Source organism: Actinoalloteichus sp. GBA129-24, from assembly GCF_001941645.1.
Lineage (GTDB): Bacteria > Actinomycetota > Actinomycetes > Mycobacteriales > Pseudonocardiaceae > Actinoalloteichus_A > Actinoalloteichus_A fjordicus.
Map to the genome: position 1 here is coordinate 2621323 of NZ_CP016077.1, position 26525 is coordinate 2647847.

A 26525-nucleotide genomic window follows, 5' to 3' on the forward strand; every position below is an offset into this window, starting at 1 on the left:
TCGGGGCTCGGACTGACCAGGAACCCGGACGCCGACCTCGCCATGGCGGCCGAGGCTTTCGGAACGGTCGACGGCCCGTACCCGGACGACGGGATCGGGATCGTCGCGCCGTTCGACTTCGCGCTCGATCGCGAGCTGTGGCGCTGGGTGCCCGATCAGGTCACCCTGCACATGACCAGGGTCCCCTACGTCCCGGTGCCGGTCACCGTGGAGATGGCGGCCATGATCAGCGACGAGCAGGCAGTGCACGGGGCGACCCGTGATCTGCTCACGCCTGAGCCCAAGGTGGTCGCCTACGCCTGCACCTCGGGCAGCTTCGTGAACGGGTCGCTCGGCGAGCACGCCTTGACCACGATCATGCTGGAGGCGGGTGCGCCCGCCGCCGTCACCACCTCCGGCGCCCTGGTCGAGGCGCTGCGCGTGCTGGGGGTAGGCAAGGTGGCGATCGCCACCCCGTACATCGGGGCGATCAACGACCGGTTGAGCACTTTCCTCGGCGAGTACGACATCGAGGCGGTCTCCTGTCAGGGCCTCGGGCTGCTCGGCCAGATCTGGAAGGTGTCCTACCAGGAGGTCATGGAGATCGTGCGTGCGGCGGACCGGCCCGAGGCGGAGGCGATGTTCGTGAGCTGCACGAACCTGCCCACCTACGACATCATTCCGCTGCTGGAGCGTGCGCTGGGCAAGCCGGTGCTCACCGCGAACCAGGTGACCATGTGGGGCGCATTGCGCCTGCTCAACAGGGAGTCGGTGGCCGTGGACCAGCTTCTCTTCCGGCAGGCGCATCTCCCGGCGGCCTGACCCGGTAGGATTGTCGACAATCTGCCCGTTGAGGATCGGAGGCACGGGTGGCCGTGACGGTGGGATTCCTGTACCCGGGCTACAGCGCCGAGGACGATTATCCGACGCTGGAACGCCTGATCGACGACGACGTGCGACTGCCCCTGGTGCACACCGAGATGCGCGAGGACGCCCACCGCGTCGACGCGCTGCTCGACATCGGCGGCGACGACGTGCTGGCCGAGGGGGCCGCCGCCCTGCGGGATCGTGAGATCGCCGCGGTGGTCTGGGCCTGCACCAGCGGCAGCTTCGTCTTCGGCTGGGACGGGGCGACGCTTCAGGTGGAGCGGCTGGCCGAGGCGGCGGGCGTGCCGGCCTCCAGCACCTCCTTCGCGTTCGTCCGGGCGCTGCGGGCGCTGGAGCTGCGCCGGGTGGCGGTCGCGGCGACCTATCCGGTCGACGTCGCGAACTGCTTCGCGGGATTCCTCGCGCGCGACGGCGTCGAGGTCGTGTCGCTGGCCAGCCGGGGCATCGTGACGGCGGCGGAGGTGGGCACTCTCGAGCGGGCCGACGTGCTCGACTTCGTGGCAGGTCATGATCATCCCGACGCCGAGGCCGTGCTCGTCCCGGACACCGCCCTGCACACCGCGACGCTGCTCGACGAACTCACCGAGCGGGTGGGCAAACCGGTGCTGACCGCCAACCAGGTGAGCGTGTGGGAGGGTCTTCGCCTGGTAGGGCGGGCAGCGCCACGAGGCCTGGGCGTGTTGTCCGGCCGGAGAACGGAGTGACAGATGGTGACCGTCGACACCCATCCGACGACCAGCGGACTGGCGCCGCTGACCAGGAGATCGACCGCTGAGATCGTCGCGGAGCAGCTCCGCACCGCGATCACCAGGGGCGAGCTGCCTCCCGGCGGCCAGCTGGGCGAGATCGACCTCGCGAACAGGCTCGGAGTGAGTCGGGGACCGCTTCGGGAGGCGATGCAGCGTCTGGTGCAGGAGGGTCTGTTGCGCAGCGAGCCGCACCGAGGACTGTTCGTCATCGACCTCGATGACGACGACGTGCGGGACATCTACCGGGCGCGGTCGGCGATCGAGCGCGCCGCCTGCAGGCGGATATTGGAGGGGGATCGGGCCGCCGCGGTGTCCCGGCTGCGTGCCGCACACGCCCAGATGGCCACGGCCGCCGCCTCGGCGGACGCCGACGCGCTCACCGACGCCGATCACTACTTCCACCAGACCCTCGTGTCGGCCTCCGGCAGTCCCCGCCTGGAGCGGATGGCCGAGACGCTGCTGGTCGAGACTCGCATGTGCCTGCTCGCGCTGCAGGGCACGACCCGGCACTCCGGGGACACGATCGACGAGCATCGCGGCCTGGTCGACGCCATCGAGGCAGGCGACGAGGAACTGCTGCTGAGCAGCCTGGAGGCGCACATGACCGAGGCCGTCGACCGTCTGACCCGGCACCGCTGAACTGCTGTCGCCCGACCGGCTGATGCTGCACGGGCGTCGGCTGCTGCCCGCAGTCCGCCTGCGGCCCGGATGCCAAGGACCACGCCGTGCCCTCGACCACCTCGCCACTTCGGCCTCCGGCGATCTGGCGGCGTTCCCGCGTCCGCGCGTTCCCGCTGCGATCAGCTGTCCTGAGGAATACGCCCGCCGCCCCGCCGCCCCGCCGCCCCGAGGCCGCGAACGCGGCACCGGGCGGTCCCGGTGACGGACCGCCCGGCGCCGACGTCGATCCTCGACCGGACCGGCAGAGAGAGAATCAGGTCGCGATGGCGACCAGCTTGGTCTCCAGGAACTCGTCGATTCCGGTGCTGCCGCCCTCTCGGCCGAGCCCGGAGTGCTTGACTCCGCCGAACGGTGCCGCCGGGTTGGACACGATGCCCTGATTGAGGCCGACCATGCCGGTCTCCAGGCCTTCCGACATCCGAAGCCCGCGCGCCAGATCCGTGGTGAACACGTAGCTGACCAGCCCGTACTCGGTGTCGTTCGCCAACTCCAACGCCTCCTGCTCCGTCTGGAAGACGCTGATCGGAGCGACCGGCCCGAAGATCTCCTCGGTGGCCATCCGCGCGTCGGTCGGGACGTCGGTGAGCACGGTGGGGGAGTAGAAGTAACCCCCGTCGTAGCCGTCGCCCTTGGGCGCCTTGCCGCCGATGACGACCTTCGCGCCCCGGTCGACGGCGTCGGAGACCAGCTCGGTGACCTTGGTCCTGGCCTTGGCGTCGATCAGCGGCCCGACCTGCACGCCGTCCGCTGCGCCATGGCCGACGCGCAGCGCCCCCATCCGCTCGGCCAGTCTCCTGCCGAACTCCTCGGCGATCCCGGCCTGGGCGTAGATGCGGTTGGCCGCGGTGCAGGCCTCGCCCATGTTGCGCATCTTGGCCAGCATCGCGCCGTCCACGGCCTTGTCCAGGTCGGCGTCGTCGAAGACGAGGAACGGGGCGTTGCCGCCGAGTTCCATCGACACCCGCAGCACCTGCTCGGCGGACTGCTCGATCAGTCGGCGGCCGACGGCGGTCGAGCCGGTGAAGGAGATCTTGCGGGCCCGGCCGTCGCGGATCAGCGGCTCCATCAGCTCGCCTGCTCCCACGGCGGGCACCACGTTGAGGACGCCGTCGGGCAGCCCCGCCTCCTGCAGGATCTCCGCGAGCGCCAGCATCGACAGGGGCGTCTGGTGGGCAGGCTTGATCACGCTGGTGCAGCCCGCCGCGATGGCGGGACCGATCTTGCGGGTGCCCATCGCCATCGGGAAGTTCCACGGCGTGACGAAGAGGCACGGCCCGACCGGCTGGCGCATCACCAGAAAGCGGCCGGTGCCGTTCGGCGCGACCTGGTATCCGCCGTCGATCCGCACGGCCTCCTCGGAGAACCAGCGGAAGAACTCGGCGGCGTAGGTGATCTCCGCGCGGGAGTCGGCAAGCGGTTTGCCCATCTCCGAGGTCATCAGCAGGGCGAGGTCGTCGATCCGCGTGGTCAACAGCTCGAAGGCGCGGCGCAGGATCTCGCCGCGTTCCCTGGGCGGATGGGCGGCCCAGGCGGGCTGCGCCGCCACGGCGGCGTCCAGAGCGGCGACGCCGTCGGCGGGAGTGGCGTCGGCGACCGAGCACAGCACCTCGCCGGTGGCCGGATCGTCGACGTCGAAGGTCCGGCCGCCCGAGGCGGGCACCCATCTGCCTCCGATGAACAGGTCTTTCGGAGTCTTCTTCAGGACCGACTCGACGCTCGTCATGCCGGAACCCTCCCTGGGTAGGTGTGGACACGCGACCACGGTCGATGGTTGCATGAGGGAGATAGATTGTCGACAATCCTACAGTTGGGGAGTGATCATGGCTCAGTTGTCGCCACTGCTCAAGCAGGCAACTCCGGTGCAGGTCGCCCGAGGAGAGGGCGTCTACCTCTATGACCACGACGGTAGGCGTTTCCTCGACTTCACCGCCGGGATCGGCGTCACGAGCACCGGACACTGTCACCCGAAGGTCGTCGCGGCCGCGCAGCAGCAGGTCGCCACGCTGATCCACGGCCAGTACACCACCGTCATGCACCAGCCGCTGCTCACGCTGACCGAACGGCTGGGCGAGGTGCTGCCCACCGGGCTCGACTCGCTGTTCTACGTCAACTCCGGCAGCGAGGCGGTGGAGGCGGCCCTGCGACTGTCGCGGCAGGCGAGCGGCAGGCAGAACGTGGTGGTGTTCCAGGGCTCCTTCCACGGCCGGACCTTCGGCGCCGCGTCACTGACCACTTCCGGAGCCAAGATCCGGGCAGGCATCGGACCGCTGGTCCCCGGTGTCACCGTGGCGCCGTTCCCCTACGCCTACCGTTACGGATGGTCCGAACAGGAGGCCGTCGACTTCGCCCTGCGGGAACTCGACTATCTGCTGCTCACCGCCAGCCCCGCCGCCGACATCGCCGCGTTCTTCGTCGAGCCGGTCCTCGGTGAGGGCGGCTACGTCCCCGCGCCGCCCGGGTTCCTGGCGGGCCTTCGCGAGCGGGCCGACCGGCACGGCATCCTGCTCGTGTTCGACGAGGTGCAGACCGGATTCGGTCGGACCGGCCGATTCTGGGGACACCAGCACTTCGGCGTCGAGCCCGACATCCTGATCACCGCCAAGGGACTGGCCAGCGGCTTCCCCCTCTCCGCGATCGCCGCGAGCACCGAGCTGATGAGCCGTGGCCTGCCCGGTTCGCAGGGCGGCACCTACGGTGGCAACGCCGTGTCCTGCGCCGCCGCCGTGGCGACCCTGGAGGTCATCCTGGAGGAGGGGCTCGTCGAGAACGCGGCCCGTACCGGTGAGCGACTGCTGGCCGGTTCCCGCCGGATCGCGGCCGACCATGCGGCCGTCGGCGACGTGCGCGGCCTCGGCCTGATGGTGGCCTCCGAGTTCGTCGAGTCCGACGGGTCTCCCGCCCCGGACACGGCGAACCGCGTGCATCGGGCGGCAGCCGACCTCGGCCTGCTGCTGCTCACCTGCGGTCCGCACGGCAACGTGGTCCGGATGATCCCGCCGCTGGTCGTCGACGAGGCCCAGATCGATCAGGGTCTGGAGATCTGGTCCAAGGCGGTCGCCGCCGGGCTGGGCTGACCACCGCGCCGCCGCCGGACCGGCTGGGCGTGCCGCGTCACGAAATGATCCAAAACCCTGTCGCGATCAAGAGCGGCCGGTATCTTCGCTCTGGAGCGCGCAGATCGGGACGCCATGCCCGAGGCGGACACGGGCGAGCCGAGAGTCCACGCTGATCGTGGCGCCTCGACTTCGTCGAACGCGAGGGTGGTCGTGGCTCCTCCGCCGTGACGGGGAAGAATCGCCGGACGCCGTCGGAGACTCGGGGAACCGCATGACTCCCGTCCCGGCGCGCTCGAATCCACAAGACGTGGGCGGATGCGGATCGTGAGGGTGTGACGCGGTGAGAGGTCCTGACACGCCGACCGGGCTGATCGCCCGAGTCGGGGCGTCTTCGCGATCTCGTCGGAGCCGTCGGGCTCCCGGCCAGGCACGTCGGCGGGAGCGGCGGCCATGAGTACGCCCCAACCGCCGACTCAGTCCGGCAGACGACCCGATCGGCCCGGCCCGCAGCAGCGGCCGGTGTCGCCGGGACACGGCAGACCCCAGGCACCGCCCCCTCCGCAGCAGGCGACGCCCGCCCCTGCGGCGGGTGCGGGTGCCGGGTCGACGCAGCCGGGCCCCACAGGCGCAGGCAGGCCGCGCGGTGCCGTACGGCGCTATCTCGACGATCTGCGGACGCTGCGCTCCACCACTCCCGGCAGGCTGGCGATGCTCGGCCTCGGACTGGTCCTGCTGAGCGTGCTCACCGGGCTGGTCGGCTTCATCTCCGTCCAGGCCAAGGAGGACGGACTCGAGGATCTGGTGCAGCGCAGCGAACCGCTGAGCATCGCCGCCCAGGACCTCTACAGCTCGCTGTCCGATGCGGACGCCACCGTGGCCGGGGCCTTCCTCGTCGGCGGGGGCGAGCCGCTCGAGGTCCGGCAGCGCTACGAAGAGGACATCGCCGACGCAGCCGACGCGCTGACCACCGCCGCACACGGTGCGGGCGGGGCAGGCCGGCTCTCCGAACCGGTCGCCAGGCTCTCCAACCAGCTGCCCGTCTATGCCGGACTCGTCGAGTCGGCGCGGGCCAACCATCGGCAGGGCTTCCCCGTCGGCGCCGCGTACCTGCGGGAGGCCTCGGGGCTGATGCAGTCGACCATGCTGCCTGCGGCCGAGGAGCTCTACGAGACGGAGATGGCAGGGGTGATCCAGGATCAGGACCGCGCCGCCACCCTGCCGATCGCGGAGATCGTGCTGGGCGTCCTGCTGCTCGCGGGCCTGATCGTCGTCCAGATCCATCTCTTCCGGCGCACCAACCGGATTCTCAACATCGGCCTGGTGGTGGCGAGTCTGGCCGTCGTCGCGAGTCTGGCCTGGACCGGGATCGCCCAGCTGACCATGCTGAGTCAGCTGGACCAGAGTCGTACCGAGGGCTCAGAACAGGTCGACGTCCTGGCCAGGGCGCGCATCGCGGCCCTGCAGGCCAGGAGCGGCGAGACGCTCACCCTCGTCGCGCAGGGCTCCGCAGGCCAGGTCTACGCGGAGGACTACGCCGTGGCCGCCGAGGAGTTGGGCGGCGCCGACGGGGCGAGCGGACTGCTCGGAGAGGCGCGGGAGCTGGCCGTCGACCCGGAGGTTCGTGCCTCGGTGGACGCCGCGATCGAGCAGAACCAGCAGTGGATGTCGTTACATCAGGAGCTGCGAGCCCTCGATGAGGCCGGGAGTTATGTCGAGGCGGTCGACACGGCGATGGGGCGGGGCGGTGAGGCGTTCACCCAGGTCGAGGACAACCTGATGTCGGCGATCTGGGCCGCGAGAACCACGATGAGCCTGCGGTCGGCCGACGCACATGGCGCCTTGGGCGGCTTGGCCATCGGCCTGCTGGGCTGCTCCGCAGTGGCGGCGGTCGGCGCGGGTGCCGGTGTCTGGCAGCGCGTGAGGGAGTACCGATGAGGTCTGGAAGTCGTGTCGCCGTCGTGCTGGCCGCCCTGCTCGTGATGGCGGGCTGCGCGGGTGGCGACTCCGGGGTGCCCGCGGACGTCGACGTCGACGTCGAGCGGCCGATGCCGGTCGGTGCCCAGGATGCAGGCGAGTTGGAACCGCCGCCCGCCGAGGACGGGGCCTGCGATCCGACGGCCAGCCTGCGACCCGCGGGCGGACTGCCCTCGCCGGGACAGATGCCCAGCGGTTCTACGATGGCCGAGATCGTCGACCGAGGCTTCCTCATCGCAGGCGTCGACCAGACGACGTATCTGATGGGCTATCGCGACCCGGCGGCCGAAGGGCTCTCCGGCTTCGACATCGATCTGGTGAACGAGCTCTCCGAGGCGTTGTTCGGCGAACCGGGCAATGTGCGCTACGTGACGGTGACCTCGGACCAGCGGGAACAGGTGTTGGAGGAGGGCACGGTCGACGTCGTCGTCCGCACGATGACGGTCACCTGCGAACGCTGGGAACGCGTCAACTTCTCGTCCGTCTACTTCGAGGCGGGGCAGCGACTCCTCGTCCACCGGGACTCGGGCTATGAGGAGGTCGGCGACCTCGCGGGCGAACGAGTCTGCTCGGCGCGCGGCTCCACCTCGCTGCGCAGGCTCGCCGCACACGATGCGGGTCTGGTGGCGGTGGAGGTCGCCGACTGGGCAGACTGCCTGGTCATGCTCCAGCAGGGCCAGGTCGAGGGCTTCTCCACCGACGACACGATCCTGGCGGGGATGGCCAGGCAGGACCCGCAGCTCCACGTGGTGGGCGACCGCTTCTCCAGCGAGCCCTACGGGATGGCCTTCAACCAGGACGACGAGGACTTCGTCCGCTTCGCCAACGCACTCCTGGCCGAGATGCGCCAGGACGGGACCTGGGAGCGGATGTACAACACCTGGCTGACCGACCTGGGGCCCGCGCCTGCGCCGCCCGCCGCGAACTATCGGGACTGACGAGGGTGCCGGAGGTGCTGCGATGAGCGTTCCCGGCCAGGCAGGCGCGGTGACCTCACTCGGTGCGCTTGACGCGTTGCTCGCCGAGCACAGGGATCGGGTGGAACGCACGGCCCGGGCGCTGCTGGATCTGGAGGACCACGCGGGTCGTCGTGTCCTCGACGACGTCGAGCTGACCGGCTGCTCCCGAGTCCGCTGGGCGCAGCTGCGGGAGCGGCTGGCCCTGCTCTGGACGCACTTCGACCTGCTACGCCGCACCGTCGAGACGGCTGGTGCGGTGCGGGCCCGACGGGCTCGGCCTGGTCCTGCCGAGGTCGCCGAACTCGGCGAGCTGCTCTCGGGGAGGTCGGTGGAGCTGTCACGCGTCGAACTGCCGCTGGAACGGCGCGGACTGCTCGGCCCGAGGGAGCGCGCGGTGCGGATCGGCCTCACCGAGCTGTTCGCCGACATGAGCGCCGCCTTCGCGGACATCGGCACGGCGGTCTCCCGTGCGGCGGCCGTCTGGTCCGCCGTGGCCGCTCGCCTCGACCCGGTGCAGACCGAACTCGACGGCCTGCGGGCCAGGGCCGGTGCCGTCGGCGCAGCGGAACCCGGTTCCGTGCTCGATCGCGAGCTGCGCGATGTCGCGACGACGCTGGCCGCCGTGCGGGCACGCGCGGTGTCCGACCCGCTCGGTCCCGGTCGGGACGGCGGCGGCCGAGGCGGCCCCGCCTCGAAGGACGCCGCCGCGACCGGGCTCGGTCCTCGGTCAGGCTCGCACGCTGCCGAATCCGAGCCGTCGAACCGAGATCTGGGCCGCTCGGGACTCCCCGTCGGACCGCCGACCGAGAACGGCGCGGACCTGGCCCCGGACCTCGATGCCCCGCTGGCACCGCTGCTCGCCGAGCTGCGCCGGATCGGCGACCGCGTCGAGACGGTCGCGCGGATGCGGGACTCCGCGCCGCAGGTGCTTGCCGAGTTGCATGCGGGCGTCGCGGACGTCACGTCGGCTGAGGCGGAGGCCGACCGGGTCCGCACCGAGGTGCTGGCCAAGATCATCGATCCGGCGTTGCCGCCGCCTGTCTCCGCAGGGCCGGAACTGCGCGCCGCCCTCGAACGTCTCACGATTCTCCAGCAGGTCGGACATCCCGTCGACGCTGCGGAGTCGGCGGCCGAACTGCGGGTCCGCAACGCCGAGGCCGCCGCCGAGGCGGCGACCGCGCTGCGGCGGGCGAGCGAGCTGCTTCTTCGGCGGCGTGAGCTGCGCGGCAGGCTCGACGCCTACCAGGCGAGGGCGGGCAGACTCGGTCTCGTCGAGGAGCCGGAACTGCTCGAGCTGCACCGACAAGCGTACGAACTGCTGTGGCGGGCGCCATGCGATCTGGCCGCCGCCACGAGGGCCGTCACCCGCTATCAGCGCGGGCTGGCGGGGAAGGAGGGGCGACGATGAGCGCATGTGCTCGATCCGGTTGTACCGGCCGGGTGGTCGAGGGCTACTGCGAGGTGTGCGGTCACGCGCCGAGCGCCGAGGAGCAGCCGAGGACGGACTCGGTGGTCAATCGGCTCGTCGATCCCTCGGCCGAGGAGCCGCCGTCGCCCTCGCGGGTCGCGGCCCGGTTGGGCGGTCTCGACGGAGAGGGTCGTCGTCGCGTGTCCGGCATGGGCGACGCGCCGCCCGCCGCACCACCGCCCCCGCCGGCCGGTCCCGGCACCTCGATGACGCAGCGCCCGCCCCAGCCGCCGATGGGAGGCCAGCCGCCTGCGACCCCGCCCGGCGGCACCTCGGGCCCGGTCGGGTCCAGACCGCATCAGGGCAGGCCCGGTCCGCCGCACCAGGTTCCGCCGATGACGGTCCGGACCCCGGTTCCGCCGGGTCGGTCGGGACCGCCGCCGGGGACCGTGTCGAGTCCGTTCCCGGCGGGCCCGCCACAGCCGCCGTTGCATGCCACCGTCCGTTCGACCTCGCAGCCCCGACAGAACCCGCCCGCGTCGTCCGCGCCGCCTGCCCCGCCTGTGACGTCGGGCCTCGGCCCGGACCGCACCGTGGTGACCAGTCCGCCCGGCCGGTCGGCGTTCGCCTCGGCACCCAAGACGTCGGTGGCCGGCACCTCGGGGTCGGACTCTCCGGGGTCGGACTCTCCGACGTCGAGCACCTCGGTGAGCGACCGCACCGCGGCCACCAACTCGACGTCCACCCGCACCGGCTCGGCTCGATCGCGGCGGGGCTCGACCCGCTCCAGCAGGCGGGGCAGGCTCGGCGGCGGCCTGGTCGAGGTGCCGCAGGTGCCCGCCCGCGATCCGGCCTCCGTCGTGCTGAGCAACCCCGAGGTGGCCGAGAACAAGAGGTACTGCGCGAGCTGTCAGAAGCCCGTCGGCCGCAGCCGAGGCGGCAGGCCGGGCCGGGTGGACGGGTACTGCCCGAACTGCGGGGCTCGCTACTCCTTCAGTCCCAAGCTGCGGCCGGGCGACATCCTGGCGGGCCAGTACGAGGTGCTCGGCTGCATCGCGCACGGCGGCTTCGGCTGGATCTACCTCGCTCGCGACCGCAACGTGCACGATCGCTGGGTCGTCCTCAAGGGACTGCTCAACGACGGCGACGCGGACGCGGTCGAGGCGACGTTGAACGAGCAGCGGGCGCTGGCCGAGGTCGAGCATCCCAACGTGGTGCGGATCTTCAACGTCGTGCAGCCTGCCGACGCGAGCTCGACGGAGACCGTGGGCTACATCGTGATGGAGTACGTCGGCGGCCAGTCGCTGCGTGACATCCTCACCGAACGCCGCAGGGTCGACGGTCCGTCGGCCGCGCTGCCGTTGGACCAGGCCGTCGCCTACGTCCTGGAGATCCTGCCCGCCATGGGCTACCTCCATGAGCGTGGCCTGCTGTACTGCGACCTCAAGCCCGACAACGTCATCCAGACCGCCGAACAGATCAAGCTGATCGACATGGGCGCCGTGCTGCACGTGGACGACCAGTACGGCGCGGTGTACGGCACGATCGGCTACCAGGCGCCGGAGATCGCGACCATCGGCCCCTCGATCTCCTCCGACCTCTACACCGTCGGCAGGCTGCTCGCGGTCCTCAGCTTCCACTTCCCCGGCTACAACAAGGAGTTCAAGGAGCAGCTGCCCGACCCCGCCGACGTGCCGGTGCTGGCCGAGTACGAGTCGCTGCTCCGCTTCCTGCGTCGGGCGTGCCACACCGACCCCAACCGACGGTTCGACTCGGCCGACGAGATGGCCGAGCAGCTCACCGGCGTGCTCCGCGAGGTCGTCGCCGTCCGCGATCGGAAGCCCATCCCCGGCGTGTCGCCGATGTTCACCCCGGAGCGCCGCAGCTTTGGCGTCGATCGTCTTCAAGAGATCGTCGTGGGCACGGCGGTGCTCGAGACGCGCAGGGTGGCGATGGCTCTCCCGGTCCCGGTGGTCGATCCGAAGGACCCGGCCGCAGGCTTCCTGCTCAGCGCCGAGGACGCCGGTCCGGAGCAGCTTCGGGCTGCGGCGCAGACGAACGAGGTACGACTGCGGCTGGCTCGGGCCCACATCGACCGGGGCGAGCTGCGGCCCGCCTGGCAGGTGCTCCAGGAACTGGCCCGGCACGAGCCGGACGACTGGCGCATCGCCTGGTATCTGGCACTGGGCGCGCTGGCCGCCGGGGATCTCAACGACGCCAGGAACCGCTTCGAGGCCCTCTACGACCGGTTCCCCGGGGAGCAGGCGACGAAGCTCGCCGTTGCGGTCACCGACGAGTTCCGAGGCGAGGTCGCCGCTGCCGCGAGACGCTACGACGTCGTCTGGCGCACCGACCACGACTTCGTCAGCGCGGCCTTCGGACTCGCGCGGGCCCGGCTGCGCTCCGGGGACGTCCGAGGCGCCGTGCTCGTGCTGGAGGCGGTGCCCGACACCTCCAGACACCATGTGGCGGCCAGGATCGCCGCGATCCTGGCCAGAGTGCAGGGCCGCAATCCAGGAGAACTCGGTCACCAGGACCTGCTCGACGCCGCAGGACGGCTGGAACCCCTGGGGTTGGACGTCGAGCGACGGGCGCGACTGACGGTGGAGGTGCTGCGTGCCGCCCACGAGTGGGTGCGCAGCGTCGGCGCCGGGGTGGGCGGGCGTCCCAAGGCGCCCGGCCGCGTGTTCGGCTACGAGCTGGACGAGCACATTCTGCGACTCGGTCTTGAGCGCGGCTACCGCAGCCTCGCCAGGGCCGTCGAAGACCGGGCCGAGCGCATCGCCCTGGTGGATCGGGCGAACAGCCTTCGCCCCCGAACTCTGGTGTAGTTGATGGCGCAATCACAGACTTCGGTCCTCGGCCAGAAGCCGAGCGGCCCAGCGTGTCCGCAATGCGAGTACGTCACCATCGTCGGTGACCTCTTCTGCGAGGAGTGCGGCGAGAACATGGGCCCGCTCCTGGCGAGCTCCGCCGCCGAGGAGCCCCCGTCGGTCGTGCCCGCGGGCGCACCGGTCTGCGCGTCCTGCGGCCACGGACAGTTCACCAGCGACGGCTTCTGCGCGCGCTGCGGTCGGGCCAAGCCCGCCGAGAACGATCGGGTCGAGGTCGATCTCGACGTCGTCGCGGGGGTCAGCGACCGGGGACTCCGACACCACCACAACGAGGACGCCTTCGGTCTGCGGACTCAAACGTCGCCAGACGGGTCGCCTGCGGTCGTGGTGGTGGTCTGTGACGGGGTGTCCTCCTCGTCCCGCGCCGAGGATGCGTCCCGCGTCGCCGCCTACACGGCGGCCGAGCTGCTCTCCGAGGCGGTCCGGGCGGGTTCGGAGCCCGCCGAGGCGACGCGCAGGGCGGTCCGCGCCGCCACCGAGTCGGTGGCCCGCCTGCACACCGACGCGGCCGACCGTGATCCGCCGTCCTGCACGTTCGTCTCGGCGGTCGTGACCTCGACGGAGATCACCGTGGGCTGGGTGGGCGACAGCCGGGCGTACTGGCTCGCCCTGCCCGATCCGGAGTCCACAGTGGTCAACCCCGGTGTCGTCGGGGGCGCGGACATCGCGATCAGCTCCGAGGCCCACCGTGATCGGGTGGCCGAGGTCGTCGCCTCGGGCGGCTCCGCCTGCCTGACACTGGATCACTCCTGGGCGAGGCAGATGGTCTCCACCGGCGAGATGACCGAGCTGCAGATCCAGGGCGACCGCCGCGCCGCCGCGCTGTGCCGTTGGCTCGGGGCGGACTCCGACGGCAGGCCTGCCGAGGTCGTCACGATCCGACCGGACCGGCCGGGCGTCGTGCTGATCTGCACCGACGGCCTGTGGCACTACCTGGGCGACCCGACGCAGACGGCGGTGCGAGTCGCCGGGCTCGGCGACCCCTTCACCGCAGGCCGCGAACTGACCAGCCTCGCGCTCCGGGGCGGTGGTCACGACAACATCACGGTCGCGCTGGTGCCGTTCCCGTTGGGGCGCGGAGGGACCACCGTCTGAGACGGGACACGTGCGGACACATCGCTGCGCAGCTGCGATGACCGACCGGCGGGGGTGTCGGCGCGTTCCCGGCGGATTCGGCGGGAGGAGTCGTCGCGATGGTCAGCGGGCTGGATTTCGAGGTCACGGTCGATCAGAACAGACATCTGCCCGTCGGCGGGCGTGACGTCGACGCGATCGTCACGGTGACCGCCGCCGAATCCGGGGAGACGGGGAGCGTCGGCTCGGCCGCCACCGAGGACACGACGGTGGTCATCATGGTGGACTGCTCGTCCTCGATGAACTGGCCGAGGGCCAGGATCGCCGCCGCCCGCCAGGCCACGGTGACCGCTGTCGACGCGCTGCGCGAGGGAGTTCGGTTCGCCGTCATCGCGGGAAATCTGACGGCCCGGATGGTGTATCCACCGCATCGAGGCCTCGCGCGGGCTGATGCGGCGGGCCGGGCGGCGGCCAAGCAGGCGATCCGGGAGCTGCGTGCCGACGGCGGCACCGCGATGAGTCGGTGGCTGCTGTTGGCCGAGGAGCTGTTCCGTTCTCAGCCGGGCGGCGTGCGACACGCCATCCTGCTCACCGACGGAGTCAATCAGGGTGAGGACGAGGCCGAACTGGCCGAGGGACTGGCGGCCTGCCGGGACCGGTTCGTCTGCGACTGCCGAGGAATCGGGACGGACTGGCGGGTTCCCGAACTGCGTCGGATCGCCGAGACCCTGTTGGGAACGGTGGACATCGTCGCAGAGCCGGGTAACCTGGCCGAGGACTTCCGGGCCATGACCGACGCGGCGATGGGCAAGGAGGTGGCGGACGTCGCCCTCCGGCTATGGACACCGCAGACCGCTCGCCTCCGTTTCGTCAAGCAGGTCGACCCGGACATGGTCGACCTGAGCGAGCGGCGGGTGCCCTCGGGCGCGATGACCGATGACTTCCCGACGGGTTCGTGGGGCGCCGAGACGCGTGCCTACCACGTCGGCGTCGAGATCGAGCCGATCGAGATGACCGATCGGATGCTGGCCGCGCGGATCAGCGTCGTCACGCCCTCCTCTGACCAGTCCGGTCCGCTCGCCACCGGACTGGTCCTCGCGGAGGGCACCGCCGACCTGATGCAGGCGACGATCGTCAACCGCGAGGTGGCGCATTACACCGGACAGGCCGAACTGGCCGGAGCGATCCGGGAGGGCCTGGCGGCGCGGGCGGGCGGCGACCTGGACATGGCCACGAGGCGGCTGGGGCGCGCCGCCGAGTTGGCCGAGTCCTCCGGCCACCGCGACACCGCGCGGCTGCTGGCCGAGGTCGTGGAGGTGGACGAGCACACCGGCACGGTGCGACTGCGCTCCCGGATCAGTGCCGAGGCGGAGATGACGCTGGACGCCCGCTCCACCCGCACCGCCAGGGTCCGGCCGCAGGCGAGTCAGGAGGACGGCTGATGCCCACCTGCGCCGCGGGGCATGTCACTTCGGCGCAGGACTACTGCGAGGTCTGCGGTCGGGAGCTGGCGTCGGCGCCGCCGTCCGACGGGGGCACGCCGTGGTGGCGGGGGATCGACGTCGAGCCTGCGCGCGCCGCCTCGGCGGGCAGGCCGGAGCGGCCGAGCACCGTCGGCGAACCGGTCGCGGTCGCAGCCGAGCAGCCTGCCGCCGAGCGGGGCCGCTGTCTGGAGTGCGATACGCCTCGCAGCGGCCGATTCTGCGAGGAGTGCGGCAGCGACTCCTTCGTGGGTGCGCCAGCGGCACCCGATCGTCGCGCCGTGGTGAGCTGGCATGCGCTGGTCACCGTCGATCGAGACCAGTTCGAGGCCGTGGTGGCGCGCGACGGCCCCGACGCCGGGACGCTGGTGCTCCCCGGCGCTCGCGAACCGAGGAGGGTGGCGCTGACGGCCGCCGAGATCCACCTGGGCAGGCGAAGCAGGTCGGCGGCGATCCAGCCCGACATCGATCTCAGCGACGACCCCGGGGTCTCCCAACGACACGCGCGGCTCACCCGCGTCGACGCGGACCACTGGGAACTCGTCGATCTCGGCTCGACGAACGGCACCGCGCTCGACGACGGCAGGGTGCTCGCCCCGCACACGCCGACCCTGCTCGGTGACGGCGCTCGGATTCTCCTCGGTGCCTGGACGGCCGTCGAACTGCGGAGCGAGACGGCCCGCTGACCCGTCGAGACCGTCGTCGATCGGTTCGGCACTCGGCACGCCGGGGTTGATCTACGGCGGAGCAGGCCGCAGGCCTATCGTGTACGGGCAGGCTCGCGCCTGTTCGCGGGTGGCCCTGGGACGCGGCCGTGGTGCTCGCTCGACGACGACGGCACCGTGAGGAAAGGGGCGACACCAGTGGACTCCGTCGGTGGTTTCGCGGCGGCACTCCTGTCCTGGCTGCATCGCCTGGTGGGCGCGAACTTCTGCCCTGGTGAGTGGGCGTGGACGGTGACGGGCGCCGGGTTCCTGGTCGGCCTGATCATCTCCTTCGGCAGCCTGATCATCGCGATCCTGCGCAAGGGCATCGGCAACCGCTATAACACGGGGACCGGCCTGCTGATCGGCCTGATCGGCGTGTGCACGGCCTTCGTCATCCCGCTGCTCTTCTTCCGGGGCATCTCCGATGTGATCACCGCTGCGGCGGCGGGCGCCGGTCCGCTGGCGACCGAGGCACAGATCAGCCTGAGCCAGGGCGTCTGCGTGGGCGAGTTCACCACCCAGGGCGGCTATCTGGTGTCCGCGGGCACCGTCGGCGACGCGATCGGAGCCGACTCGGCACTGCGCTGGCTGCACATCGCGGCGCTGGTGGCCCTGCCCATCGTGCTGCTCGGCCTCGTGGCCTGGCAGGGCAGGCTTGCAGCCCGGCGGGGACCGGCGTGGCCTGGTGTGACGCTGTGGGCGCCCTTCGCCCTGCTGGCGCTCTTCACGGCCGGTCTCACCGCCCAGGTCGTCGTGCATCTCTGGGTCGGGCTGCTGCCCGCCCTCTTCCTCGGCGCACTGGTACTGCTGGCCGTGGGCCCGCCGCCGCGCGCGGTCATCGACTGGTCCGAGCGGCCCGAGTCCGACGACGCCGATCGGCGATACCAGGACCAGGGCCGGGCTCAGCGCGACTCCGAGGACGTCCACGACGCCAGGGATCCCCGGGACTCCCGCCGACTCGCTCAGCAGGACGCGCAGTACCAGCCGATGGCCCAGCAGCAACCGGCCCAGCAGGCGATGGCTCAGCAGCCGCCTCCCGAACAGCATCGACCGCCGCCGCCCGCGACGCGGGTGGGCAGGCCACTCGAAGAGCCTCGGCCGATCCTGCCGCCGCTCTCCACCGAGATGAACTCTCCCGCAGGCGAGCAACCGCCGAGGCTCGCCGACACGCCGGGACCGCTGCCGTTCTTCCTCGGCGGGGCGGCTCCGGCGGGCGACTCGGCGCGCGCCGAGTCGGACGCGGGCTCCGGCGTCGACGTGCCGACGCTGCTCGGCGGTCACGTGCCGGTGAGCGGCAGCGGTGCCGGGCGCGACCGGTTCCGGCGCATCCGCAGACTGGGCAAGGGCGGGTTCGGCGAGGTGTGGCTGGCCGAGGACACCAGCCTCAACCGACAGGTGGCGGTCAAAATTGCTCATGCCCCCGACGCCGAGACCGAGGAGCGGATGCTGCGCGAGGCGCGGGCACTGGCCGCCGTCCGGCATCCGAACTGTGTGCGGATCTACGACATCCTCGAAGACCTCGGCGACGCCACCGACGGCCTGGCGATCGTGATGGAGTACATCGCGGGCGAGCCGCTGTCCGAGGTGGTGCGCGGGTCGGGCACCCTCGACGACGTCGCCGCCGCCAGGCTGTGGGGCACGATGGCCGAGGCGTTGGGGGCAGCCCACGACAAGGGGCTGCTGCATCGTGACATCAAGCCGGGCAACATCTTGCTGGATGAGGCGGGCTCTCCCCAGCTCATCGACTTCGGGATCGCTCGCAGCGACGGCGACAGCACGTTGACCGCGACCGGCATGATGGTCGGCACCCCGGACTTCCTGGCCCCGGAGGTCGCCAGGGGCGAACCCGCGACACCGTCCTCCGACAGCTGGCAGCTCGCCGCGACCGTCGCCTACGCGTTGACCGGCAGCCCGCCACGGGGGTATCGGGACAGCCCCATGTCGGCGTTGATGGCCGCCGCCCAGGCTGCGGAGGTCGTCCATCTTCCCGAGCGGAGCAGACACCGGTCGCGACTGATCGCGGCATTGGGACCGGAGCCTGCCCGCCGTCCGACGCTGTCGGCGATCTCGACCGAGATGACCTCCTTCCTGAGCGGTTCCGGGGCGAGCGCCGACGGGCCGGTGACCGAGCGACTCAAGCCGACCGACGCCAGGTCCGGTCCGGGTTCCGCCGACGCGACCACCCGCCGGGCCAGCCCCGTCGTTCCCGCCGGGCCGTCGGAGCGCGGCCCAGGGGCTCCCTCGACCGGGCAGGCAGGCCGACCACCGCTGCCGCCGCGTCCGGCCGGACCCGGCGGACACCCCGGACCCGGCAGACCGGGGCGCGGACCCGCACCGGGATCGCCGCCCGGTCCGGCCGCGCACGGCGGGCCCGCCCCCACACCGCCGGTGGCAGGCGCCCAGCCGCCCGCAGGCCTGCGGCCGAACCCCGGCAGGGGTCCCGCTCCGTCGGGCCGGAGCGGTCATCTCAGACCCGCCGGACCAGCAGGAACGCCGGGTCAGGTCGGTCAAGGGCAGGGTCCGGCGGCACCGCTCGGCAGGCCGGGGCGCGGCGGACCGGTCCCGACCGCAGGTACTCCGGACCAGACCGAGGACCCCGCCGCTGCGGCGAATCAGACCGACGTCGTCCGTCCGCCCGTCGCGGGCCCCGGTGCCCAACCCGGCGGCCCGACCCCGACCCGGGCCCAGCCTGCCCCGCCGCAGGCGAGTCCCGGCGGCACCCGCCGATTCACCTCCCCCTTCGACCAGGAGGACTGAGGCGGGGCGGTCTCAGCCTGCCCGGAGCCGATAGGCAGGTCGGTCGGGGTGGTCCATCCGAACGGTCAGGTCCGCAGTCTGGTCGGGCCGGGCCGTCGCGACGTAGTCGCGATGCGCAGGCAGCGTCCAGTGCAGATCGGGAGGGAGCAGCCTGGCGGCGGCCTGCGCCGAGACCGCCAGGTGGATGCCGAGGTCGAAGTCCAGCGTGCCGTCCAACAGGAACATTCCGTCGACGACCAGGACGGCGCCGGGTCGGAGTTCGACATAGTCGGCCCTCGTGGCTCGGTCGGCGACGGCGTCCCACCGACTCGGCAGCACCCGTCCGGTGCCCGTCGCCCCGGCAGGCTCCAGCACCTCTCGGCGCAGCGCGCCTCGATCCAGCCAGTCCGGGTAGGCCTCGACGTCCTCGCGGCCGTGCTCCAGCCGTAGCGACGCCGGGCGCAGAAAGCCCGATGCCGCGACGCGCAGGGCGGGGCGGCCGCGCCGCAGCAACTCCTCGACGAGCGCCGTCGCCAGATCGCGGCCCTGCTCGGCCACGGGTGCGTCCACGGCCAGCCGCAACCAGGGCCTGCCGGGCTGCTCGGCGACCCAGTCGGCCAGCTCGGCGGGCAGTCGGTCCGCTGTGCTCGATCGGAACGTCACCGGGTGATCGTCGCAGAACCCGCATCCCGCTTCACGTCCTGTGCAGGAGCAGCAGACCGAGGCGAGCGGGCGGCCGCAGGGCGGCTCGTGGCGGCCTTCGTCCGGCGGCGACCCGTCCTGCGCGACCCGGCCTGCGACCGGACCGCACGGCGCGCCCACGAGCGTGCGCCGCCGAGGGGCGCGGAAACCGCCCCGCCGCGCCGTCACTTCGCGTCCGCGTAGCAGCGGACACCCGCGATCTCCATCGGGAACAGCACCGGTGTGTTGCCGAACACGAGCCGAGCCGCCTCCCGCGCGGCCTCGCGGATCAGCCGAGTGACCTCGGGGACCGCCGCGTCCCGACAGTGCACGATGACCTCGTCGTGTTGGAAGAACACCAGTTCGGAGTCCTGGCGGTCGAACAACGCGGTCCGCAGGACGGCCACCAGCGTGGCGGCCCAGTCGGCCGCGCTCGCCTGCACGACGAAGTTCCTGGTGAAACGCCCTCGGGCCCGCCCTGCCCGCATGGACCGCTGCTCGTCGCCCTCGGTCTGTTCCTCGTCGTCGCCGGACCGACCGCCGTCCAAGGCGGAGGGCGGACAGGTTCGCCCCAGGTGCGACCGGACCAGCCCGCCCGCCTCGCCCTGCCTGGCCGCCTGCTCGACGTACTCCACGGCGACGGGGAAGCGTCGCCGCAACGCGGCGACCAGCATGCCTGCCTCGCCGCTCGTCTGCCCGTACAGCGCGGCCAGCACGCCGATCTTCGCGCGGTCCCGGTCGCCGCCGAACGCCTCGGCGGCGGTGGTCCGGTAGAGGTCGGCGTCGCGGCTGGCGGCGGCCAGGCCGGGATCTGCCGAGATGGCGGCGAGGACCCTCGGTTCGAGCTGGCAGGCGTCGGCGACCACCAGCGTCCAGCCCGCATCGGCGATCACCGCCCGCCGGATGGTCCGGGGGATCTGCAGCGCCCCGCCGCCTCGGCTGGCCCACCGGCCGGACACGACCCCGCCGGGCACGTACTGCGGGCGGAATCGGCCGCCGTGCACCCATTCGGCCAGCCAGGACCAGCCGTGCGCGGTGTGAATCCGAGACAGCTCCTTGTACTCCAACAGGAGAGGGACGGCCGGGTGATCCACCTCGCGCAGCACCCAGGAGCGGGTCGAGGACAACCGGATGCCCGCCTGGCCGAAGGCTCGGATGATCTCCTGCGGCGAGTCGGGGTGCAGGTTTCGGACGCCGAGCGCGGCGCCGATCGCCGCTGCCAGCTCGCCGAGCCTGCGCGGCATGACGCCGGGACCAGGCCGGGGCCCGAGCAGCCGGGTCAGCAGCTCGTGGTGGACGTCGGCCCGCCAGGGCAGCCCGAGCCTGCCCATCTCCTCGGCGACCAGTGCGCCCGCCGACTCGGCCGCCAGCAGCAGCCCGATCCGGTCGGGTCGACCCGTCGACATGGCCCGGCGGCGCTGGTCGGCGTGCACGGCGACGACCGCGTCGATCTCGCGGGCGTTGTCGGGAAGCGCGGGCACGGCAGGCTCGAACAGCGCGGGCGTCGACCCAGGGTCCGAGGCACGGGCGTCGGCGGGCACCGGAAGGCCGCGCAGCCTGGCCAGACTCGCCGGCAGGGCGGCGGGCTCCCCGCCGCGGCCCTCGTGGCCCAGCAGCAGGGCCTCGGCCAGCCGAAGGTCGTGACACCGACGGATTCGAACACCCGAGGCCGCCAACCTGGTCGCGAGCCGAGCGGCGTCGGCGGAGATCCACCGGGGAGCCGAGACCGCCTCCTCCGCCGCCACGGCCTCCGCGAGGTTCCGGACCGCCCGGATCGGCTCCACCGCCGTCCCGTCTCGGCTCACCCGGACCAGCGCGCCGCCCGTGTCCCCGACCCGGTCGTCCGCGCCCGCCACCGCCGTCCACATGCGGTGCATCCTCGTCCAATGCCCTGACATCGGCCGAAGGCTGCGGCCGGTCCGTGCCGCCCCGATCGGGCCGAGAGACCGACACGAGTGTCGAGAGCCTGCTCGGTGCGGCGAGAGCCGCAGGCCGGGCCGCTTTCGACGACGGCGGCCGGGACGCTGAGGCAGGCGGCGCGCGGGCTGCTTGCCCGCACCGGCCGGAGTTCCTCGCGGGCAGAGCCGGGCGTGCTCAGGACCCGGCGGCGCCTGCACTCGACGGTCCGGCTCGATGCCTGCCGATCCGCCGAGCCGCCTGCCTGCCCCCAGACCGGCGCCGCGATGCGGGTCAGAGCCGTTCGATGACGGTGGCGTTCGCCATGCCGCCGCCCTCACACATCGTCTGGAGGCCGTACCGCCCGCCGGTGTCCTCCAGGGTGTTGACCAGGGTCGTCAGCAGCTTGGTGCCCGAGGCGCCCAGCGGGTGCCCGAGCGCGATGGCGCCGCCACGCTGGTTGAGCCGGTCGAGGTCCGCGCCGAACTCGGCCGCCCACAACAGGGGGACCGGTGCGAACGCCTCGTTGACCTCGACCGCGTCGAGATCGTCGATGCCGAGGCCCGCGCGCTCCAGCACCCGTCGGGTGGCGGGCAGGACACCGGAGAGCATCAGCGTGGGGTCGTCGCCCACCACCGAGAACGCGTGGAACCGGGCCCTCGGCCGCAGGCCGAGCGCGGCGGCCCGTTCCTCGCTCATGATCAGCGTCGCGGACGCGCCGTCGGTCAACGGAGAGGAGCTGCCTGCGGTGACGCGCCAGTCGATCTCGGGGAACCGGTCCCCTGCCGCCTCGTCGACGAAGCACGGTCGCAGCCCCGCGAGGCTTTCGGCCGTGGTCGCCGGACGTACCGTCTCGTCCCGGTCGTGCACCCCGCCCGCCACCGGGACGCCGACGATCTCGCGGTCGAACGCGCCGGACTCCGCCGCCTGTGCCGCCAGCCGATGCGACCGGGCCGCGAACTCGTCGAGCTCAGAGCGGCTCAGCTTCCACCGCGCCGCCAGCAGTTCGGCGGCGATGCCCTGCTGCACCAGGCCCTCGGGATAGCGGGCGGCGATTCCCGCGCCGTACTGCTCCGAATCCTGGATGGAGGAGAACATCGGCACGCGGCTCATCGTCTCGACCCCGCAGGCGATGACCACGTCGTAGGCCCCCGCGAGCACGCCCTGCGCGGCGAAGTGGGCGGCCTGCTGGCTGGAACCGCACTGGCGGTCGATCGTCGTCCCCGGCACGTGCTCCGGGAAGCCCGCCGCCAGCACGGCCTTGCGAGTGACGTTGAAGCTCTGCTCGCCGACCTGGGACACACAGCCGCCGATCACGTCGTCCACCAGCGCCGGGTCGAGGTCGTTGCGAGCCTGCAATGCCCGGAGTGCGACCGCCAGCAGATCCACCGGATGAGTCCCGGAGAGGGCACCGCCCGGCTTGCCCCGGCCCGAGGCGGTGCGGACGGTGTCGACGATCACTGCGCTGGTCATGGTGGGTCTCCTCGAACGATGCCGATGGCGGTGTCCCCAGCCTGCCATCCCGGCATCGATGTCGACCATGCCGGGACGGCCGTCCTTCGAGGACTCCCCGGGACCGTTCCCGTTCTCGGCGGTATTCACAGGGGCTTTTTTCTCGTGTCGCTATTGTCATCCCCTCGCGAGCGCCCGACGGTCGGGTCTTCGCGTCATTCCTGGAAGAGGGGCGCAAGGATGGAGCTCTTGACCAGCCCGGAAGTCTGGGTCGCGTTCGCGACGCTGCTTCTGCTGGAGATCGTGCTCGGCATCGACAATGTCGTCTTCATCTCCATTCTGTCCGGCAAGCTGCCGCCGGAACAGCAGGCCAAGGCCCGGACCCTGGGTCTGAGCCTGGCGCTGATCACGCGCCTGCTGCTTCTCCTGTCGTTGTCCTGGATCATCGGCCTGACCGCCGATCTGTTCACCGTGTTCGGGATGGGCATCTCCGGCCGAGATCTGATCCTCTTGTTGGGCGGCCTGTTCCTGCTCGGCAAGGCCACCTACGAGATTCACGAACATCTGGAGGGCAACGAGCACGCCAAGGCGGGCAAGGTCGCCTCATTCGCCTCGGTGATCACTCAGATCCTGATCCTGGACATCGTCTTCTCGCTGGACTCGGTGATCACCGCAGTCGGCATGGTGGACGAACTGGCCGTGATGGTCGCCGCCGTCGTGATCGCCATGGGGATCATGCTGGTCTCCGCCGGTCCCATCAGCGACTTCGTCGGCCGACACCCCACGGTGAAGATGCTGGCTCTCACCTTCCTCGTGCTCATCGGTGCGAGCCTCATCGCGGAGGGCTTCGAACAGCACATCCCGAAGGGTTACGTCTACGGGCCGATCGCCTTCTCGATTCTGGTCGAGTTCCTCAACCTGCGGGCCAAGGCCAACCGCGCGAAGAACGAGCCGGTCCACCTGCGTGCCACCTACGTCAAGGACGGCGCGCCCGTTCCCGTCGGCGCCGCCTCGTCTAGTGCGGGCACTGTCGTCGACGCCTCCGTGTCGACGGCCGACCATGCGGGCTCGGCCGACGGTCATGCCGTCGTCGAGGGCGGTCGCGGCACCGGCGAGGGCGGCCAGGGCCGCGGAGCGGGGGGCGGAAGCTGATCCGGCGGCGGAGTCCGGCCGTCGGGGCCGCACCGACCTCGGTCGACGGCCCCGACGTGGGTGCTCGCCGCCGGAGACGATCTCAGACGGCGAAGGTCCTTCTCGGCAGGCTGGCGAGCAGGGTACGAGCCGAGGCGGCCACCCAGTCGCTGCCGACTGCGAGCAGCGCCGGATCCGGTGTGTCGGCATAGGGATCACCGTGTCGAAGCCTGTCGACCGACAGGGTCAGATGGGGGCCGCCCTCGGGCGGCCCCCACGCCGACGCGGGCGCCGGGCCCGCCAGCACCACCGACGGGGTGCCGAAGGCGTAGCTGAGATGGGCGACCCCGGTGTCCCCGCAGACGAGGAGGCGGGCGCGGGCGATCAACGCCGCCAGCAGGTCGACGTCGGTGCGGCCGGCCAGCACCTGCCTTCTGCTCAGCCCGGCGAGCTCGGCGACCCTGAGCGCCAGCGGGAGCTCGTCGGTCGATCCGGTGATCACCACGCGATGGCCTGCCTCGTGCAGACCCTGTGCCACCTTCGCGAAGCGCTCGGCGGGCCAGCGCCTGCTGATCTGCGGAGCACCGGGGTGCACCACCACCACTCGCGGCAGCCCGCCTGCCCGCTGCGGCCGGGTCAACCGCAGGTCGCCGGGGTCCGCGGCGACCCCGTGCGCGGCGAGCAGCCCGCACCACCGGTCCCGTTCGGGAGCCGTCGGGTTCCATTCCGGGCCGTCCCAGCCCGGCGCACGATGTCCGATGCGATGGTCGGGCCGGAGTGCGTCGAGGATTCTGGCACTCTTGGGCCCTCGGTCGTGCAGGTTCACCGCGATTTCGGTGCGCTCCGGCCAGTCGAGGACCCGCAGCCCGTGTGCACCGAGGACCTCGTCGACGGCGCCGGTCCGATAGGCCAGGGGAGCGAGACTCGGCGTGGTGGCCAGTACCAGTCGATGGGTGGGGAACGCGGCTCGCAGCCCGCGCAGCGCGGGAACCGAGGCCAGCAGATCGCCGATGCCGAGCGCCCGCAGCACGACGAGGTTGCGCACCCGTCGAGGCGCCGTCACTGCGGGCTTCCGGAGGTCTCGGCCGCAGTGCCTGCCTTGGGCTTCCCTGCCGTCCTGCCGTGGTTCGAGACCGTCGAGCTCATCGAGGCGACGCCGGTCGCCTGCGTGCCTGCGTCCAGACCCGTGACGTCCTTCGCCGCTGCAGGCGCGGCCGTCGGGTCCGGCTCGGCCCCCGTCTCCTGTGCGGGATCGGCCTGGACGGGAGACGGCTGAACGTGCGGCAGCCGGATCTGCGACGGATCGTCCTGGGTCGGCTCGACCTCCGCGGCGTCGGCGTCGGTACCCGCGTGCTTGCGGACGCCGATCTCCAACTGCATCGTGCCCAGTCCAGAGTGGACGTCGGGCGGGTCGAGCACCAGGCGCACCGAGTCGCTCAGCGTCTCCAGCACATGCCAGCCGAAGCCGTCCCGGTCGGGCTCGGCCGTGCTCCGCGTCGCGGTGCGCATCCTCAGCCGGATGTGATCGGGGGTCAGCCGGAACAGGCAGTCCAGGAACTCGCCTGCCACGCCCTGCCTGATGAGCACCGCGCACGCCTCTTCGACCGCGAGTCGGAAGTCCTCGACACGGTCCATGTCGAACTCCTCGCGTGCCGCGAGATCGCCCGCCAGTCCCCGGACCAGCGCAATGCGCTCTGCCGTGGCCGCCACCCGGAGATGGACGTCCTCGCCGCGCGCCGTCGAGTCCTGGTGAGCCTCGGCGGGCTTCACGGTCAACACATGATCACCTCACGAGTGTCGAAGGCCCGGCTCGTCGACTGGCAGTACCCGCCCTCGCCGTTCTTACACACCGCGAGTGACCTTCCCGTCGAGACTTCCCGTGACGACACCGGCCCATGCGGTGAGGTCGAGCCCCCGGCCGGAGTGAAGCGCGACTACCGTGGGTAGTAGTTCGTACCTTCACGTTTGCGGCCGATCGCCCCGGCAACCCCTCCGCACATGAAGGCCACGAGTGTTGCGGCGACCGGACGGCCCACCGGCCGGGTCTCGGCGGTGTTGTTCGACCGCGACGGCACGCTCATCGATGACGTGCCGTACAACGGGGATCCTGGGCGGGTTCGGCTGGTTCCGTCGGCCCGGCGCGCTGTCGAGCGGCTTCGTGCCCGAGACGTGCCGGTCGGCGTGATCACCAATCAGTCCGGGATCGGGCGAGGGCTGCTCGTGCCGGAGCAGGTCAGGGCGGTGAATCGTGCGGTCGAGTCGCAGCTCGGTCGTCTCGACGTGTGGGAGGTCTGCCCGCATCCTCCTGCCGACGGCGGCGTGGGCTGTGCCTGCCGTAAGCCGAGGCCGGGAATGGTGCTCTCGGCTGCCCGACGCCTCGGCGTACCGGTCGGCGAAGTGGTGGTGATCGGCGACACCGGCAGCGACGTGCAGGCGGCACTCGCCGCCGGAGCGACGCCGATCCTGGTGCCCAGCCCGACGACGCTGCCTGCGGAGATCGAACAGGCCGCCTTGACCGCCGACGATCTCGACCTCGCCGTCGACCTCGCGCTGGGCCTGGTCCTGCCGGGGGTGATCGCGGAGGGCGTGCTGCCCGATCCGAGGTCGCCGGAGCCCGGACGTCGCCCGACCGGGCGCCTTCGGTGATCTCCCGGCGTGGCCGTGGGCGCCGTCGCCCGGCCGTGCCCAGCTGCCCGTCGTCGCTACGCCCGGTGGACCTCGATCCATCGCCGCGAACCGACGTCGCCGTCCCCCGTCGGTGTTCGTCGACGCGCGGCCG

At 71.9% G+C, this 26525-nt stretch carries 21 protein-coding genes; 14 read left to right on the forward strand and 7 right to left on the reverse strand.

The window, feature by feature from the left end:
* Window positions 1-42 precede the first annotated feature (42 nt).
* Genes UA75_RS11750 through UA75_RS11760 form a run of 3 tightly spaced genes read left to right on the forward strand, consistent with a single transcriptional unit; the run spans window position 43 to window position 2255 of the window.
* Window positions 43-801: an Asp/Glu racemase gene (locus UA75_RS11750; protein WP_075740279.1), complete on the forward strand. Its 759-nt coding sequence runs from the start codon at window positions 43-45 to the stop codon at window positions 799-801.
* 47 nt (window positions 802-848) lie between these two features.
* Window positions 849-1571 (forward strand): maleate cis-trans isomerase, encoded by a 723-nt coding sequence (locus UA75_RS11755; RefSeq protein ID WP_157434129.1) that lies wholly within the window; start codon window positions 849-851, stop codon window positions 1569-1571.
* 3 nt (window positions 1572-1574) lie between these two features.
* Window positions 1575-2255 (forward strand): GntR family transcriptional regulator, encoded by a 681-nt coding sequence (locus tag UA75_RS11760; protein WP_198042995.1) that lies wholly within the window; start codon window positions 1575-1577, stop codon window positions 2253-2255.
* Between the two features lie 295 nt (window positions 2256-2550).
* On the opposite strand, the gene UA75_RS11765 is transcribed toward UA75_RS11760, so the two are convergent.
* Window positions 2551-4020 carry an NAD-dependent succinate-semialdehyde dehydrogenase gene (locus UA75_RS11765; protein ID WP_075740280.1) on the reverse strand — a complete coding sequence of 490 codons (1470 nt, stop codon included), beginning with the start codon at window positions 4018-4020 and terminating at the stop codon, window positions 2551-2553.
* 97 nt (window positions 4021-4117) lie between these two features.
* Between UA75_RS11765 and UA75_RS11770 the strand changes: the two genes are divergently transcribed.
* The 4 genes from UA75_RS11770 to UA75_RS11785 all read left to right on the forward strand — a co-directional run bounded on the left by UA75_RS11770 (window position 4118) and on the right by UA75_RS11785 (window position 9694).
* Window positions 4118-5371 (forward strand): aspartate aminotransferase family protein, encoded by a 1254-nt coding sequence (locus UA75_RS11770; RefSeq protein WP_075743698.1) that lies wholly within the window; start codon window positions 4118-4120, stop codon window positions 5369-5371.
* Between the two features lie 432 nt (window positions 5372-5803).
* Window positions 5804-7288 (forward strand): hypothetical protein, encoded by a 1485-nt coding sequence (locus tag UA75_RS11775; RefSeq protein ID WP_157434130.1) that lies wholly within the window; start codon window positions 5804-5806, stop codon window positions 7286-7288.
* Window positions 7285-8265: a glutamate ABC transporter substrate-binding protein gene (locus UA75_RS11780; protein ID WP_075740282.1), complete on the forward strand. Its 981-nt coding sequence runs from the start codon at window positions 7285-7287 to the stop codon at window positions 8263-8265. The genes UA75_RS11775 and UA75_RS11780 overlap by 4 nt, the downstream gene beginning before the upstream one ends.
* A gap of 22 nt (window positions 8266-8287) precedes the next feature.
* Window positions 8288-9694 (forward strand): hypothetical protein, encoded by a 1407-nt coding sequence (locus UA75_RS11785; RefSeq protein ID WP_075740283.1) that lies wholly within the window; start codon window positions 8288-8290, stop codon window positions 9692-9694.
* A 358-nt stretch (window positions 9695-10052) separates the two neighbouring features.
* Here the strand turns inward: UA75_RS11785 and UA75_RS34445 are convergent, their stop codons facing one another.
* Window positions 10053-10415, reverse strand: a complete 363-nt coding sequence (locus UA75_RS34445; RefSeq protein ID WP_232237897.1) for a hypothetical protein — start codon at window positions 10413-10415, stop codon at window positions 10053-10055.
* On the opposite strand from UA75_RS34445, the gene UA75_RS11790 reads away from it, so the two are divergent.
* The 5 genes from UA75_RS11790 (at window position 10402) to UA75_RS34450 (ending at window position 18607) form a co-directional block, all read left to right on the forward strand.
* The gene (locus tag UA75_RS11790) at window positions 10402-12525 is read left to right on the forward strand and encodes a serine/threonine-protein kinase (protein WP_232237833.1); all 2124 of its coding nucleotides are present in this window, start codon (window positions 10402-10404) and stop codon (window positions 12523-12525) included. The genes UA75_RS34445 and UA75_RS11790 overlap by 14 nt on opposite strands.
* A gap of 3 nt (window positions 12526-12528) precedes the next feature.
* Entirely contained in the window at window positions 12529-13683 is a 1155-nt protein-coding gene (locus UA75_RS11795) for a protein phosphatase 2C domain-containing protein (protein ID WP_075740284.1), read from the forward strand.
* Between the two features lie 98 nt (window positions 13684-13781).
* Window positions 13782-15104, forward strand: a complete 1323-nt coding sequence (locus tag UA75_RS11800; protein ID WP_075740285.1) for a VWA domain-containing protein — start codon at window positions 13782-13784, stop codon at window positions 15102-15104.
* Window positions 15104-15829 (forward strand): FHA domain-containing protein, encoded by a 726-nt coding sequence (locus UA75_RS11805; RefSeq protein ID WP_075740286.1) that lies wholly within the window; start codon window positions 15104-15106, stop codon window positions 15827-15829. The genes UA75_RS11800 and UA75_RS11805 overlap by 1 nt, the downstream gene beginning before the upstream one ends.
* 177 nt (window positions 15830-16006) lie before the next feature.
* The gene (locus UA75_RS34450; protein ID WP_075740287.1) at window positions 16007-18607 is read left to right on the forward strand and encodes a serine/threonine-protein kinase; all 2601 of its coding nucleotides are present in this window, start codon (window positions 16007-16009) and stop codon (window positions 18605-18607) included.
* A gap of 12 nt (window positions 18608-18619) precedes the next feature.
* Here the strand turns inward: UA75_RS34450 and UA75_RS11815 are convergent, their stop codons facing one another.
* The 3 genes from UA75_RS11815 to UA75_RS11825 form a co-directional block, all read right to left on the reverse strand.
* The gene (locus UA75_RS11815; RefSeq protein WP_075740288.1) at window positions 18620-19249 is read right to left on the reverse strand and encodes a hypothetical protein; all 630 of its coding nucleotides are present in this window, start codon (window positions 19247-19249) and stop codon (window positions 18620-18622) included.
* Window positions 19250-19452: 203 nt separating this feature from the next.
* The gene (locus tag UA75_RS11820) at window positions 19453-21165 is read right to left on the reverse strand and encodes a bifunctional 3'-5' exonuclease/DNA polymerase (protein WP_232251191.1); all 1713 of its coding nucleotides are present in this window, start codon (window positions 21163-21165) and stop codon (window positions 19453-19455) included.
* A 292-nt stretch (window positions 21166-21457) separates the two neighbouring features.
* Window positions 21458-22636, reverse strand: coding sequence for a thiolase family protein (locus UA75_RS11825; protein ID WP_075743700.1), 1179 nt, complete (start codon window positions 22634-22636; stop codon window positions 21458-21460).
* Between the two features lie 219 nt (window positions 22637-22855).
* Between UA75_RS11825 and UA75_RS11830 the strand changes: the two genes are divergently transcribed.
* A complete protein-coding gene (locus UA75_RS11830; protein WP_083683139.1) occupies window positions 22856-23767 on the forward strand; it encodes a TerC family protein in 912 nt (303 codons plus the stop codon).
* An 82-nt stretch (window positions 23768-23849) separates the two neighbouring features.
* Here UA75_RS11830 and UA75_RS11835 read toward each other — a convergent pair whose 3' ends face one another.
* Entirely contained in the window at window positions 23850-24809 is a 960-nt protein-coding gene (locus tag UA75_RS11835; protein ID WP_075740290.1) for a glycosyltransferase family 9 protein, read from the reverse strand.
* Window positions 24806-25525: an ATP-binding protein gene (locus UA75_RS11840; protein ID WP_075740291.1), complete on the reverse strand. Its 720-nt coding sequence runs from the start codon at window positions 25523-25525 to the stop codon at window positions 24806-24808. The genes UA75_RS11835 and UA75_RS11840 overlap by 4 nt, the downstream gene beginning before the upstream one ends.
* Before the next feature lie 219 nt (window positions 25526-25744).
* Between UA75_RS11840 and UA75_RS11845 the strand changes: the two genes are divergently transcribed.
* A complete protein-coding gene (locus UA75_RS11845; protein WP_075740292.1) occupies window positions 25745-26392 on the forward strand; it encodes a D-glycero-alpha-D-manno-heptose-1,7-bisphosphate 7-phosphatase in 648 nt (215 codons plus the stop codon).
* Window positions 26393-26525: the final 133 nt, after the last annotated feature.

Bases quoted from the DNA above. Each gene is read 5' to 3' on its own strand.
- UA75_RS11750 (WP_075740279.1), top strand. From the start codon at position 43: ATGGCGGCCGAGGCTTTCGGAACGGTCGACGGCCCGTACCCGGACGAC.
- UA75_RS11760 (WP_198042995.1), top strand. From the start codon at position 1,575: ATGGTGACCGTCGACACCCATCCGACGACCAGCGGACTGGCGCCGCTG.
- UA75_RS11765 (WP_075740280.1), bottom strand. From the start codon at position 4,020: ATGACGAGCGTCGAGTCGGTCCTGAAGAAGACTCCGAAAGACCTGTTC.
- UA75_RS11770 (WP_075743698.1), top strand. From the start codon at position 4,118: ATGGCTCAGTTGTCGCCACTGCTCAAGCAGGCAACTCCGGTGCAGGTC.
- UA75_RS11775 (WP_157434130.1), top strand. From the start codon at position 5,804: ATGAGTACGCCCCAACCGCCGACTCAGTCCGGCAGACGACCCGATCGG.
- UA75_RS11780 (WP_075740282.1), top strand. From the start codon at position 7,285: ATGAGGTCTGGAAGTCGTGTCGCCGTCGTGCTGGCCGCCCTGCTCGTG.
- UA75_RS11785 (WP_075740283.1), top strand. From the start codon at position 8,288: ATGAGCGTTCCCGGCCAGGCAGGCGCGGTGACCTCACTCGGTGCGCTT.
- UA75_RS11795 (WP_075740284.1), top strand. From the start codon at position 12,529: ATGGCGCAATCACAGACTTCGGTCCTCGGCCAGAAGCCGAGCGGCCCA.
- UA75_RS11800 (WP_075740285.1), top strand. From the start codon at position 13,782: ATGGTCAGCGGGCTGGATTTCGAGGTCACGGTCGATCAGAACAGACAT.
- UA75_RS11805 (WP_075740286.1), top strand. From the start codon at position 15,104: ATGCCCACCTGCGCCGCGGGGCATGTCACTTCGGCGCAGGACTACTGC.
- UA75_RS11820 (WP_232251191.1), bottom strand. From the start codon at position 21,165: ATGTCAGGGCATTGGACGAGGATGCACCGCATGTGGACGGCGGTGGCG.
- UA75_RS11825 (WP_075743700.1), bottom strand. From the start codon at position 22,636: ATGACCAGCGCAGTGATCGTCGACACCGTCCGCACCGCCTCGGGCCGG.
- UA75_RS11830 (WP_083683139.1), top strand. From the start codon at position 22,856: ATGGAGCTCTTGACCAGCCCGGAAGTCTGGGTCGCGTTCGCGACGCTG.
- UA75_RS11845 (WP_075740292.1), top strand. From the start codon at position 25,745: ATGAAGGCCACGAGTGTTGCGGCGACCGGACGGCCCACCGGCCGGGTC.